This is a genomic window from Olivibacter domesticus (assembly GCF_900109575.1).
In the GTDB taxonomy this organism is placed as follows: domain Bacteria; phylum Bacteroidota; class Bacteroidia; order Sphingobacteriales; family Sphingobacteriaceae; genus Olivibacter; species Olivibacter domesticus.
Genome location: NZ_FOAF01000010.1, coordinates 103,763 through 117,301 on the forward strand (window position 1 = coordinate 103,763; position 13,539 = coordinate 117,301).

A 13,539-nucleotide genomic window follows, 5' to 3' on the forward strand; every position below is an offset into this window, starting at 1 on the left:
AAAATAATATGTTTAAGAGAAATAATCTTTTTTTTGGCGTTTTATTGGGTGTTATAGCACCATTAATGGCCTATTTATTGTCCGAGCACTCACCGCTAGGTAATCATTTCGCCGACAAACCATTAACATTATATGCCGTCGCAGGAGTTGTTAATTTGCTAATCTTAAGGTATTTTTATAAGCAAGAATTAACGAGGACAGGTGGGGGAATGGTTGCATTGACTTTTTTTGGTTTGATATTGTTGCTCTTATTTAAAAAGGTATTATGAGGGTAGATATTTATTAAAATGAATCGTAGGCAGGGAAGTATTTATTAAATAAGTTTTTAATGGACTATTATATTGTAGCGGGTGAGACTTCAGGTGATCTTCATGGAGCGAATCTTATATATGCCCTAAAGGAACAAGATCCAAATGCAACCTTTCGTATCGTTGGGGGTGACAAAATGGAGGCTGCGAGTACCCAAAAAGCGGTGTTGCATACGTCACAAATGTCCTTCATGGGGTTTATAGAGGTATTACTGAATATTAGGAGTATCCTGAAAAATTTAAAGAACGTAAAAGCGGATTTACTTAGACATCGCCCTGATGCATTGATCTTAATTGATTTTCCAGGATTTAATCTTAAGCTTGCGGCTTTTGCAAAGCAACACGATATAAAGGTATTTTACTATATATCACCTAAGGTATGGGCCTGGAATACCAAAAGGGTTAAGAAAATTAAACGTATCGTAGATCATCTCTTTTGCATCTTGCCATTTGAAGTGGGGTTTTATGACCAATGGGGTATGAAAGTGGATTATGTAGGTAATCCTTTACTAGATGCGGTGAGTCAATATAGGTTTAATTCGACATTCAAAGAAGCCAATAATTTAATCAATAAACCTATTATCGCCCTACTACCGGGGAGTAGGAAGATGGAAATTAGCAAACTGCTTCCAGAGATGATGAAAGTGGTGAAACTATTTCCTGGGCATCATTTCGCAATAGCTGGGGCGCCAAATTTTGATCAGAGTTATTACGAGCAGTTTATGCATGGAGCTACTATTCCCGTTATTTTCGATCAGACTTACGATCTGTTGAACAATGCTGAGGCTGCTGTGGTAGCAAGTGGAACAGCCACGTTGGAAACCGCCTTGCTCCATATCCCCCAGGTGGTGGTATATAAAGCTAACGCAGTATCCATTGCGATCGCTAGACGGGTTATAAAAGTTGATTATATATCGCTGGTTAACTTAATTATGGATAGGGAAGTAGTGAAAGAGCTTATACAAAATGCCGCTCATTACGACGCAATTGCTGAGGAATTAGATCAGTTGCTCAATAACCGATCTTATCGCGAGCGCGTTCTTGCCGATTATAATGCATTGGCGGCAATCATGGGTGAGCCTGGCGCTTCCTCAAAGACTGCTAAGCTAATAGATAAGTATCTGAAATGATTTAATTTGCTTTTTCTTTATAGTTGGTTCCAGTGTAGCACAGCTAATGCGCTAGGCTGATTTTATTCACGTATCACCTCCCCTCCACCTACCTTTCATCCAGGTGTTATATATCTTTTTCCGGTACATCTTGCTTAGCTCAAAGGTACCTATTGAATATATGTTCTGTACTTCATTAAAGCATTTCGGGAGTTATTAAATGCTTGTTTTGATGGCTTTTTGTTCTTTTGGTAATTTTTCAGCGAGTTATTAAAAAATTGAGACTAAAAAGGAACCATTAGAAAAATTGCCTACAAAGCGATACATCTATTAGCTTCACGTTTTTCGCAAATAAGCATGTTTTTTTGATAAAATTTGTAGGTTTTGAAAACAAAGTGCTTATATTTGTTTATATGTTCTACATAATGTAGAGTGTAGAAATAACCAATATAACGACGGCATGAACAGCCCTATTCCAGAACTGATCATTGACTAATAAATACCATTATAAACATGGAAAACCAAAGACCACTCACCAAGCTTGCATTGCTATTGGTTATTCTATGCTCCTTCAATGTGGGCACCGCCCAAATGTTGCAAAAGCCGAATATTATTGTGTTTCTAGTCGACGATCTGGGATATAGCGATGTCAGTTGTTACGGTAGTGATTACTACGAAACACCTCATATCGATCAGCTGGCCGAATTAGGGATGAGGTTTACCAATGCATACGCCAGTAGTGCACTTTGTTCGCCAACAAGAGCAAGTCTTCTTACAGGCAAAAATCCCGGACGTTTACACATTACCCATGCCATTCCCATTAAGGGGTACAAACGTATTGATGGGGGAAAAGGAACTCGGTTGAAAGACGCGGATTATGTAATGAATCTTCCTTTGGAGGAAGTGACGATCGCCGAAGCGTTGAAGACTGGGGGATACACCACTGCCAGTATCGGCAAATGGCATGTATGCGATGACTCGGCCTACTATCCCAAATACCAAGGGTTTGATATCAACATCGGCGGCAATCATCACGGACATACGGGTGAGCACTTTTATCCGTACCATGGCAGATGGCGGATGGCAGAAGGACATCCGTGGGTGGAATGGAATACGTTGCCTGATGGTGAACAGGGAGAGTATCTGACTGACAGATTGACTGCTGAAGCGATCGAATTTATCGAAAGCAACAACGACAAACCTTTCTTTCTGTATTTGTCTCACTATGCGGTGCACACACCCATTCAGGCAAAGAAGGATATTCAGTCGCGTTATGAGCAAAAGGCACCGGACACATTGAAAGGGCATGTGAAACCGGCTTATGCTGCCATGATTGAAAGTGTGGATGCTAGTATGGGGGCCATCATGGAGAAATTGGAGTCGTCGAGGCTTGCGGAAAATACCATCATCATCTTTACTTCCGACAATGGGGGATATGGCAAGCAGACATCAAATTATCCCTTCCGCGGTAATAAGGGTAACTTCTATGAAGGGGGAATTAGAGTGCCGCTGATCATTCATTGGCCGGGGGTCACTGACCGGAAATTGATTTCGGAAACGCCGGTGATCACCGCTGATCTTTATCCAAGTTTGTTGGATATGGTGGGCTTGCCCCTGATGCCTGATCAACACCAGGACGGTGTCAGCTTGGTTCCAGTACTCAAGCAGAAGGGGGTACTGCAACGAGACGCTCTATATTGGCATTTTCCAAATTACGTCGGTACCGGCCATCCCAATCCGTCTGCTCCGCTCAGTGTCATCCGATATCAGGATTGGAAGCTGATTGAATCATTGGAAGACGGGGCGCTGGAACTGTACAATTTAAAGGCTGATCAAGAAGAATCGCATAATCTAGCCCAGTCAAATATAAAATTGGCGAAATCCCTTCAGCAGATGCTCGAAAGGTGGAGAAGCCAAACCGGTGTACAACTACCCGTAATCAATCCTGCATATCAAAAAATAAAAAATGAACCATGGTAAGCTCCATCTGACTGATGGATTGAAAACCGCTTTGGGGTTCATGAGTGCCAAAAGTAAAATAGAATTGACGAATAATTATTTACAAATGAAACATATAAGGAAATTTTTACGATCGTTTTTCACCTTTTTAATTTGCATACACGTGATTGGCGCAGCAGCACAGCCCATACCAGCGCAAGAAAAGGAAGAAGTAGTGGTATTTGAGCCAAAAATAGGAGAATATTCGTCTATCCGTATACCGGCGTTGGCGCTGACAAAAAAAGGAACCCTACTCGCATTTGCTGCGGGACGGATAGAAAGCGCAAGCGATTGGGCGGACATGGACTTGCTGTTGCGGCGGAGCGAAGACGGCGGTAAAACATGGGGCGCTGTACAGGTAGTTGCCAAACGTGCGGGAGGCAAACCTACCGACAATCCCGCCCCTATCGTAGATCGTGATGGTACCATCCATTTGTTATACCAACGTGATTATGCTTACGCATATCATATTCAATCTACTGATGACGGACACAGCTGGTCGCAGGCTGTAAACATTACTGCTACTTTTGAAGCATTTAAGCAGGATTACGACTGGAAGGTGTTGGCCCCATCTCCTGGGCATGGCATACAGCTTAAGAGTGGGCGGTTATTGGTGCCTGTATGGCTTGCCAATTCGGATAAGATAAAACCGCATAGAAGTCATCGGCCTTCCCGTATCGCGACCATCTATAGCGACGACAACGGAAAAACGTGGCACAGGGGCGTGATGGTGCCTGAGGTGGAAGGGTTTAAAAACCCCAGTGAAACCATGGCTGTGCAACTCCCGGATGGCAGGGTAATGCTGAGCATCCGTAATGAGTCTGATAAAAGACGGAAAGGCATAAGCTTCAGTAAGAATGGGATTTCAGAATGGACTGCCCCCACTTATGACGAAGCATTGTTTGAACCGATCTGCATGTCTAGCATCATCGCTACCCAATACCGAAAGAAGAATTATTTACTCTTCTTGAATCCAGACAGTGAACACATTCCTAAACATCCCCGGCAGAATCTAACACTGAAAGCGAGCAACGACAGTGGTAAGACTTGGATAATCGAGCAGGTGGTCAATGAAGGGATTTCGGCTTATTCAGATATTGCTGTGGGAGCTAACGGAGCTGTTTACTGTTTGTTTGAAACCAAACACAATCCTACAGATAGCTGGTCGCTGGTTTTAAAACAGTTGGATTTAAAAGGGTTGGTAAACGACTGAATGCAGTGAAACAGGCTAACGCCAAGTGCCCGCTTTTTAACTTCGAATACGACATAGAAAAGGAAAGCTAGTATTAATAAAAAATAATAGGCAAGGGCCGTCATAGCTAAAGCATTACCTATTTACTTGATGTTGATCCCGGCAATGGTTGGTGGGGTAGTATGTGAACCAATATATGAGCGAACATTAGGGCAGAGCCATGCCAGCAAATCCGTTTAATTTTTTTTAATTAAAAGTTTTGAAATGTGGTGTTAAGTCTTTTATATTTGTTCATATGTTCTACATAATAACCAATTTCCAATTATTAAACTTAACTCTATGTCATGAAGGTTTGTTTGTTATTTATTGTTTTCCTGTATTGCGCTGTTTTTTCGGTGCAACATGTAGCCGCACAGGATAGAAGGGTTACAGGTACCGTCAGTGGGGCTGACGGAAAGCCGCTGGAAGGGGTGACTGTTTCACTCAAGGGTTCAACCGTAAAAGCCACTACGGATAAAAACGGCGCATTTCACATCGGTGTTCCTCCTCTGGGTGGAGCGCTTATTTTTTCAACTATTGGTTTTGAAACAAAAGAAGCTTCAATACCGACATCGAATGAGATTATTGTCACGCTAGTTGAAGCACATGAGAATCTAGATGAAGTGGTAGTAGTGGGATACGGTACACAGTCCCGACGAACGCTTACTTCAGCGATTACGAAGATAGGGGGAGAGGTTTTACGTGACATTCCCATCACTACAGTTGGAGAGGGATTGAGAGGTAAAGTTGCCGGTGCACGGGTGTATCAATCTAATAACACACCCGGTGCAGATGCTGTTTTTCGGATACGTGGTGGTTCGTCCATTAATAAATCCAACGATCCGTTGGTACTGGTAGATGGGGTAGAACGAGCGTTTTCAGGTGTCAATCCGAACGATGTGGAATCGATTGAAGTACTGAAAGATGCCGCTTCCACTGCTATTTATGGATCGCGTGCTTCTAATGGGGTAGTGCTGATTACCACCAAACAGGGTTCATCCTCGCAGGCGCCACGGATCACGTTTGACGTAAGCCTTGCGCATCAGGAACCGGAAACGCTGATCGATTTCATGAATGCACGCGACTATATCAATACGGTGAGGCCTGCTGTGGCCTTGAGTCCGACTCCGGAGTACAATAGTGCCTCGGGATATTCAGCAAGTTCAGGCAATGATGCAAATTCTCTTTATTCCACTCGATACCTGGGCGAAGGCGAAGCTGTGCCCGCAGGGTATCATTCGATGCCCGATCCGCTCGATCCGAGTAAAACATTGATATACCAAGATAACGATTATCAATCGCTGATGTTCCGTGAGGTGCTTTGGCAAAATTATTACCTCGGTGTAGATGGTGGTAACGAATTTCTTCGGTATGCAGCAAGCGGTGGCTATACAAATGATGGCGGTGTAGCCTTGGGGACTGGTTACTCCCGCTATAGTGCACGTGCAAAGACGGATGCGAAAATCTCAGAACGACTTACGTTAAATACGGCTTTCGATTTTTCATTAACGCGTTCGAGTGAGTTCGAGAACCAGATGAATGTGATTGCAAGGGGATTGGCGACACCTGCTACGCAGAAAGTGTATTATGCTGACGGTCGGCCGACACCGGGTTACAATGCTAGTTCACCGAACCCTGTTTGGTGGGACTATACACGCGACGTAGCAAATAAGGACCGACGGCTTTCGTTGATTGGAGGATTGAATTATCGGATTCTGGACCAATTGAAGGCTAATGTCCAAGTTTCGAACTATAGTCACGTCACGCAATATGATTATTTTGAGAAAGCACATGAATTCAGCGGTCTCCGAACCACAAAAGCAACATTCGGCGAGTTGGAAAGGACGAAATTAGACGCATATCTTTCTTATGACGAGACTTTTGGCAGCCAACATTCAGTGTCCGGGATGGCAGGCTACTCCTATCAGGTGACCGATAACAAAGGATTTTCGGCTAGTGCCACAGGTGCCAGCTCGGATAAGGTGCCTACATTGACAGCCGGCCCGAACAAAACCGGTGCAGACAGTAATTTTGATAAGCAAGTGCTTATCGGTTATTTTGGCCGTCTATCTTACGATTTTAAGAAAAAATATTTGCTGATGGCCACCTTTAGGGTCGACGGATCGTCGCTCTTTGCTAGAGAAAATAGATGGGGCTTTTTTCCTGGTATATCTGGCGGGTGGATCATGTCAGACGAAAATTTCCTGAAGGACAATCGGGTGATTAATTACCTGAAATTGCGGACGAGCTACGGACAGACAGGTAATAACTCAATAGGATTATACGATGCTTTGGGCCGCTTTGCCACCGATGCACGGTATAATGGAAATGCAGGTATTGTGCCCGGAAATGTAGGCAGTGCGACATCTAGTATGCCGAATAGGAACTTGACCTGGGAAACATCAACCCAACTCGATGCCGGTTTCGATCTGAATATTGTTAACAACCGAATTTCAATCAGCGCCGATTATTTTAATAAGGTCACCGAAGACCTGCTGTTTAGTATGGAACTGCCAAATACTTCCGGGTTTAATAACGTGCAAACCAATGTCGGTAAGGTGCGATTCCATGGTTATGATCTGGAACTTTCGTCGCGAAATATACAGACGGATGCCTTTTCCTGGGATTCAAAATTAACCTGGAGCTTTGTCAAGAACAAAGTGCTTGAATTGCCCGACAATGGACGCGATCGGAATCGTATCGGTGGAATCACCTTATCGGATGGGACGGCTTATGGTGGTACGGCAGAAGGGGAACCATTGTATCGGTATTATGGTTATATGGTGGATCACATCCTGCAGAACGCCGAACAGGCGGCAAATGCACGATACGACGAAAGCGCTAGGGGTTGGGATCCTGCAGATGGGCAAAACATCCGTGGACGCAAGCTACCGGGCGATTATGAATGGATGGATCGCAACGGTGACGGACGGATTAACAACATGGACCAGTTTGAGCTCGGTGTAACTGTGCCACACACCACAGGTGGATTGAACAACTCCTTTTCTTACAAAAACTTTAGCCTAAATGTCTTTGTGGATTGGGCTTTGGGCCATTCGATTAACCATAATGCCTATATGCGCTATTTCATGAATACTTTTGCCAATAATTACACGCTTGTGGACAGAGTGAAAGAGACATGGACGCATGAAGGGGATGACACAAAGTATGCCCGGTTTACGGCGAATGACCCAGATGCGGGTAACTCGAATTTTTCGAGAACATCTAATGTCTTTAATTATAAAGGTGACTACCTCTGTATCCGAGAAGTAACTTTGCAGTACCGACTGCCGGAAAAAGTCTTCAGTAAACTAGGCGTAAAAAGTATGGTCCTTACCCTTTCGGGGAATAATTTACACTATTTCTCCGCCTTGCGAGGAACAGGTATTTCGCCCGAAGTAGGGGCGTCCACTACGTATAGTAATGCTGGCGGAAATGCGTATTATAATTACCCCCCGATCAGAAGGTTTTCAATTGGAGCCAAAATAACCTTATAAATGAAAGTATCATGAAGATCAAACAATATTATCTTATCTATATAATGGCCAGTTTGCTCGGAATGCAGGCATGCCATGACAAATTGGATGTTGACCAAAAAAGTGCCATTACAGCGGATGCTATGTGGGCAGATGAAAGTGATGCTGCTGCAGCAATGTATGGCGTTTACAATGAGATGCGCTTCGCGTTTTCGGATGCTTATATCTTCTGGGGAGAATACCGTTCTGGCCTATGGGGGCGAGGTTTGGCTACTAATGCGACTTATAGTGATCCGTTTACTAACCAGCTAAACGCCTCGCATACCCACGCGAACTGGCAGAACCTGTATACAACGATTAATGATTGTAATCTCATCCTGAAATATACGCCTAACATTTCCTTTGCTGATGAAGCAAACAAGAACAAAGTTTTAGCCAATGCGCTATTTGTCCGGGCATTCTGTTACTATTGGATCGGTCGTATTTGGGGTGACGCTCCTGTATTGGTCAACGGGTTCGAGTCTGGAGAACAAGAAGATCTCTACCCTTCCAGGGAGCCGGCCGACCGTGTGTTCGAGCAAGTGCGTGTTGATCTGGAGGCGGCCAATTCGCTCATGCCGGAAAATGTTAACGACCGTAATTTAGCCTCGAAGGGAGCAATCAATCTATTGCAAGCTGATTATTATCTGTGGATGGCTAAAGTGAGGGGAGGAGGTGATGCTGCGTTAACTTTAGCAAAGCAAGCCGTTGATGCTGTTGTGAACAACTCCAATTACACGTTAATGACAGATTTTTCAAGTGTATTCAACAATAAACTTAACCAGGAAATCGTATTTGCGTGGAGCTATGTAATGGACGAGTATACAGGGGGCTATCCGGCGGATCATCTGGTGCCTTTGCAATACATATCGGCACAATACATCGAAAATCCCATTAAGGTGGGTAGTCATCAGCAATGGATTTTCTTGACCGATGAGTATAAGAACTTCCTGTCGGCAAATGCCGATGATCAACGAAAAAATGTAAGCTTTGAAACGTTTTTCGATGAGCCGAAAGACGCGACCTTTCAATGGATCAATAAGTATGCTGGTAGCTGGCAGAACCAAACCCGCGTTTTTGATGCAGATATTGTGGTTTACCGGTACGCCGATGCCTTGCTGATGAGTGCCGAAATTGAAAACGCGCTAGGTAATTCATCCGTAGCTGTTGAACGGCTTAATGCCGTGGCTGAACGGGCTTATGGTATAGCTAATTTTTATCCCAACGCCGTGCCGCCGCAGCAAATAGATCGAGCAATTATTGATGAACGGAAAAAAGAGTTTGTAGCGGAAGGCAAAATCTGGTGGGACTTGATTCGATTTGGTGTAGTGTTTGAGGAAGTCGGTAGCCTTGCCGGCCGCCAAAATGAACAGAACATTCTTCTTTGGCCAGTGCACAATTCATCGATCAATAGTAATCCGAATATCAAACAGACACCTGGATATTGATAACCGATAAATTGAAAAATTATGATAAGTTATCATTGCAAGCGGCTGATTTGCCTATTTGTTACAACCTTTTTTTTAACAGGGGCCTTGGCGAAGGTGAAATTGCCCGCGGTGTTTAGTGATGGTATGGTCTTGCAACAACAAGCCTCCGTACCGGTATGGGGTACTTCAAATGGTCAGACCGTTGATATTACCACTTCTTGGAATGAAAAGAAATACCGTGTACAGGTCAATGATGATGGTGCTTGGCGGGTGATGGTAATAACGCCGAAAGCTGGAGGGCCGTATGAGATTTACCTAAACGATGGAAACGAAATGGTGTTGCGGGATGTGCTGATTGGTGAAGTTTGGCTTGCTTCGGGCCAGTCAAATATGGGTATGCGGGTAGCCAGTCCGCCCACCCAACCCGTATTGCATGCAGATAGACTTATTTCGGAAGCCGGCAATCCACTTATTCGCTTGTTTAGACTACCGGTAAAGCAAGCCATACATCCTTTGGATGACTGTGATGCCACCTGGACACAACCCGATTCGGCATCCGTATCGGCATTTAGCGCCGTTGCCTATCAATTTGCACTAAATCTACAGCGAGAACTAGGGGTGCCGGTTGGTATCTTGCAATCCGCCTATGGAGGGACACAGGTCCAAGCATGGATGGATTCGACTTCGCTTAACTCTTTTCCAGAGCTTGCCAGTCTGAGGATACCTGAAAAGGTGACAAAAAATACGCCGACAGTGCTGTTCAATGCCATGATTTATCCGATTTTGGGATACAGGATTAAAGGTGCGATATGGTATCAAGGTGAAGGAAACCGCGGCACGGCCGATCGCTACGCCGACTGGTTTGCCGGTATGGTACAGGGTTGGCGGGCGAGGTGGAATCAAGGTGACTTTCCCTTTCTTTATGCGCAGATAGCACCATTTAAGTACGACGGAAAAAATCAGTCGGCTTATCTACGAGAGGCCCAGTTACAAGCAATGACAGAAATACCCAATACGGGGATGGCCGTGACGTTGGACGTTGGTTCCAAAGAAACGATACATCCTCCAGATAAAACAACGGTTGCTGGGAGGTTGTCAAATCTGGCGTTAGCAAAGGTTTATGGAAAATTATCAGAAGAGACGAACAGTCCAGTACTCAAAAAGACGAAGAGAAAGGGAGGCAATATTCATTTGTATTTTGACAACGTAGCAGAAGGACTTGTTATGAGAGATAGTGAAACAGCAAATGATAATTTTGAGGTGGCGGGCGCGGATCGACAATTTTATCCGGCAACGGCACGTATTGTGACTGACAATGAGCTAATCATCCAGAGTCGGCAGGTAGCCCATCCAATTGCGGTGCGTTATTGTTTTAAAGATTGGGCGATCGGTAGCCTATTTAATTCAAGGGGACTGCCCGCCTCTTCATTCAGAACGGATAAGGGAGGGTACAAGTAATATAAATGAGCAGAAAATAGCACATTTGAAACCATTATGAATGCAATAAAGGTGGGCACAATATGAATAATTAACTGAGTGTAACGAGCTTGTTTATGCCAAGGAGAGAATCACTCAAACCGCCAAAGGCAGCATGAATACTTTTGGAAACAGAAATAAATGAATAAATAATTATATACAGATGAAACCATCATGATTTGCCAATCACACAGTGAAATGAACTAAGCGTAGCGTTCTCTTGAACGTTGCTGAAAAACATACAAAAAGTGAAAAATAAATCATGATAGCTTCATCGCCTTAAAAAAAACAACTTAGCGAAGCGATCTCATTGATACCGCTATAAATAAACAATATATCAATAATTATATACGGATGAAAAAAACAGAAGGTTTAATAGCAGCGACTTTTTCTTCGTTTCACGAAGATGGGACACTTAATCTTGACATAATTCCCACGGTGGTGAGTGGGCTGATAAAAGACGGATTAGCAGGAATTTTCATTTGTGGTACCAACGGAGAAGGTCCAAATCTGACAATAGAGGAGCGGATGGCGGTAGCGGAAGCGTATGTTGGTGTCGCAAAAGGGAAATTGAAAATCATGATTCACGTAGGTCATGCTTCCATCGAAGAAGCTCGTAAGCTGGCTAAGCATGCCGCATCCATTGGAGCCGATGCGATTTCATCGGTGGCCGCTTTTTATTTTAAACCCCAATCGGTGACTAACCTGGTAGATAGCATAGGTGCTATTGCTCAAGCTGCGCCGAATATTCCTTTTTATTACTATCACATCCCCTCCTTAACAGGTGTAGGTATCGATATGATTGATTTTTTGACGTTGGCTGAAGTGAATATTCCAAATCTTGCAGGAATCAAGTATACGGCGTCGACCATCCACGAATATCAAGCTTGCCTAAATTACAAAGGTGGTAAATTTGATGTGCTCTATGGATACGATGAGCTGTTGCTTCCTGCGTTAGCTGTGGGGGCGAAAGGGGCTGTGGGAAGCACCTATAATTTTGCGGCCCCTCTATATCTTCGGGTAATGGAGCTCTTTGAGGAATGCAAGCTTCATGATGCGCAGCGGGTACAACTTGGATTAGTAGAGATGATTCGGGAAATGACTAAATTTTCGCCCATTCCTGCGCAAAAAGCAATTATGGAGATGATGGGGATATCACTTGGCCCCACACGGTTACCGCTGGTACCCCTCGAAACTTTGGATAAAGAAGTACTGAAAACACGACTGGAAAAGATCGGTTTTTTTGATGCGCTGAAGCAGGTTGAACCAGTGAATAAAGAAGTATGAAAATTTTTGCAATTAGCTATTTATCATTGATGATATTAACGATGGGACAAGCATGTACTGAAAAGACTAAAGAAATTGATATTGAATGGACGCAATTCCCGCAAGTGCCCGACCCGGTGGGGTTTGCCGGTGCGTTTGGAGGAATAAGCCATGATAAGCTCCTGACGGCGGGAGGGGCCAATTTTCCCGAAGGAACAAGGCCTTGGTCAGGCGGAATAAAGCAGTGGAATGATAAGGTATGGGCATTAGACTTGGGTGCGGACACCTGGAAGGAAGTGGGGCGATTGCCACGCCCGCTGGGTTATGGTGTATCGCTCACCTGGAATGAAAAAATATTGATTTTCGGTGGTGCAGATCAACAACGTCACTATGAGGATGTGATCAGTTTGGAGTATGTAGATGGAAAATTGGCGATTGATTCTCTGCCGCCTTTGCCATTACCTCTGGCTAATATGAGTGGCGCAATTATAGACGATGTCGTGTATTTAGCTGGCGGGTTGCAGGGACCGACTGCAGAGCATGCTGAAAGGATATTTTGCTCCTTGGATCTTCGCCGAATGGCAGCTGGTTGGCAGCTATTGGATACATGGCCAGGATCTGAGCGGATGTTGGCCCTATGTGGTGAACTGGATGGAAAATTTTATCTGTGCAGCGGAGTTGCTTTGAAGAAGCAGATAGGAGACACGACACCTACCAGAGAATATCTAAGGGATGCTTATCGTTATCTTCCCGGAAAAGGATGGGAGACAATATCATCATTGCCTCATGCAGTCGCTGCAGCACCTGGTCCCGCATTTTCTTTTGACAAAGGATTAGTTGTACTTGGTGGTGATGATGGTAGCTTGGCCCTTCGCAATAATGAACTAAAGGATGAACACCCAGGTTTTCAGAAAGATATATTGGTGTACAAGGCCACAACAAACCAATGGGAAACTGGGGGTGAAGTTTTTACGGATAAAAAGGATGACGCAGCGGATAATCCCACTGCCAGTGTTTGGGCGCCTGTTACGGCTACGGCCATGAAATGGAAAGGAAGCGTTATCATTCCAATGGGCGAAGTGCGTCCTGGCGTACGGACCAACCGTGTGTTGGTAGCAAACTTTAATGAACAATAGAAGATATGAACCGTTCATGTTTAACATTACCTTTTTATCACATAGTGAAATGTAATGTTAAACATGGTAA

At 44.2% G+C, this 13,539-nt stretch carries 9 protein-coding genes; all 9 read left to right on the forward strand.

What is annotated here, in order from left to right:
• Positions 1 to 8: 8 nt before the first annotated feature.
• Entirely contained in the window at positions 9 to 269 is a 261-nt protein-coding gene (locus BMY50_RS23960) for a hypothetical protein (RefSeq protein ID WP_093330395.1), read from the forward strand.
• A 59-nt stretch (positions 270 to 328) separates the two neighbouring features.
• Positions 329 to 1,438, forward strand: a complete 1,110-nt coding sequence (lpxB, locus tag BMY50_RS23965) for a lipid-A-disaccharide synthase (protein ID WP_093330398.1) — start codon at positions 329 to 331, stop codon at positions 1,436 to 1,438.
• A gap of 570 nt (positions 1,439 to 2,008) precedes the next feature.
• A complete protein-coding gene (locus BMY50_RS23970; RefSeq protein ID WP_162276666.1) occupies positions 2,009 to 3,397 on the forward strand; it encodes a sulfatase in 1,389 nt (462 codons plus the stop codon).
• Positions 3,384 to 4,628, forward strand: coding sequence for a sialidase family protein (locus tag BMY50_RS23975; protein WP_238383872.1), 1,245 nt, complete (start codon positions 3,384 to 3,386; stop codon positions 4,626 to 4,628). Before BMY50_RS23970 ends, BMY50_RS23975 begins: the two co-directional genes overlap by 14 nt.
• Before the next feature lie 323 nt (positions 4,629 to 4,951).
• On the forward strand, positions 4,952 to 8,143 hold the full coding sequence (locus tag BMY50_RS23980; protein ID WP_093330407.1) for a SusC/RagA family TonB-linked outer membrane protein: 3,192 nt from the start codon (positions 4,952 to 4,954) through the stop codon (positions 8,141 to 8,143).
• A gap of 11 nt (positions 8,144 to 8,154) precedes the next feature.
• Positions 8,155 to 9,609 (forward strand): RagB/SusD family nutrient uptake outer membrane protein, encoded by a 1,455-nt coding sequence (locus BMY50_RS23985; protein WP_093330411.1) that lies wholly within the window; start codon positions 8,155 to 8,157, stop codon positions 9,607 to 9,609.
• 21 nt (positions 9,610 to 9,630) lie between these two features.
• Complete coding sequence (locus BMY50_RS23990; protein WP_093330416.1) at positions 9,631 to 11,049, forward strand: sialate O-acetylesterase; 1,419 nt, start codon at positions 9,631 to 9,633, stop codon at positions 11,047 to 11,049.
• A 372-nt stretch (positions 11,050 to 11,421) separates the two neighbouring features.
• Positions 11,422 to 12,354, forward strand: a complete 933-nt coding sequence (locus BMY50_RS23995) for a dihydrodipicolinate synthase family protein (protein WP_093330419.1) — start codon at positions 11,422 to 11,424, stop codon at positions 12,352 to 12,354.
• A complete protein-coding gene (locus tag BMY50_RS24000; protein WP_139202329.1) occupies positions 12,351 to 13,469 on the forward strand; it encodes a galactose oxidase in 1,119 nt (372 codons plus the stop codon). Before BMY50_RS23995 ends, BMY50_RS24000 begins: the two co-directional genes overlap by 4 nt.
• Positions 13,470 to 13,539 lie beyond the last annotated feature (70 nt).

Bases quoted from the DNA above. Each gene is read 5' to 3' on its own strand.
- BMY50_RS23960 (WP_093330395.1), top strand. From the start codon at position 9: ATGTTTAAGAGAAATAATCTTTTTTTTGGCGTTTTATTGGGTGTTATA.
- lpxB (WP_093330398.1), top strand. From the start codon at position 329: ATGGACTATTATATTGTAGCGGGTGAGACTTCAGGTGATCTTCATGGA.
- BMY50_RS23970 (WP_162276666.1), top strand. From the start codon at position 2,009: ATGTTGCAAAAGCCGAATATTATTGTGTTTCTAGTCGACGATCTGGGA.
- BMY50_RS23975 (WP_238383872.1), top strand. From the start codon at position 3,384: ATGAACCATGGTAAGCTCCATCTGACTGATGGATTGAAAACCGCTTTG.
- BMY50_RS23980 (WP_093330407.1), top strand. From the start codon at position 4,952: ATGAAGGTTTGTTTGTTATTTATTGTTTTCCTGTATTGCGCTGTTTTT.
- BMY50_RS23985 (WP_093330411.1), top strand. From the start codon at position 8,155: ATGAAGATCAAACAATATTATCTTATCTATATAATGGCCAGTTTGCTC.
- BMY50_RS23990 (WP_093330416.1), top strand. From the start codon at position 9,631: ATGATAAGTTATCATTGCAAGCGGCTGATTTGCCTATTTGTTACAACC.
- BMY50_RS23995 (WP_093330419.1), top strand. From the start codon at position 11,422: ATGAAAAAAACAGAAGGTTTAATAGCAGCGACTTTTTCTTCGTTTCAC.
- BMY50_RS24000 (WP_139202329.1), top strand. From the start codon at position 12,351: ATGAAAATTTTTGCAATTAGCTATTTATCATTGATGATATTAACGATG.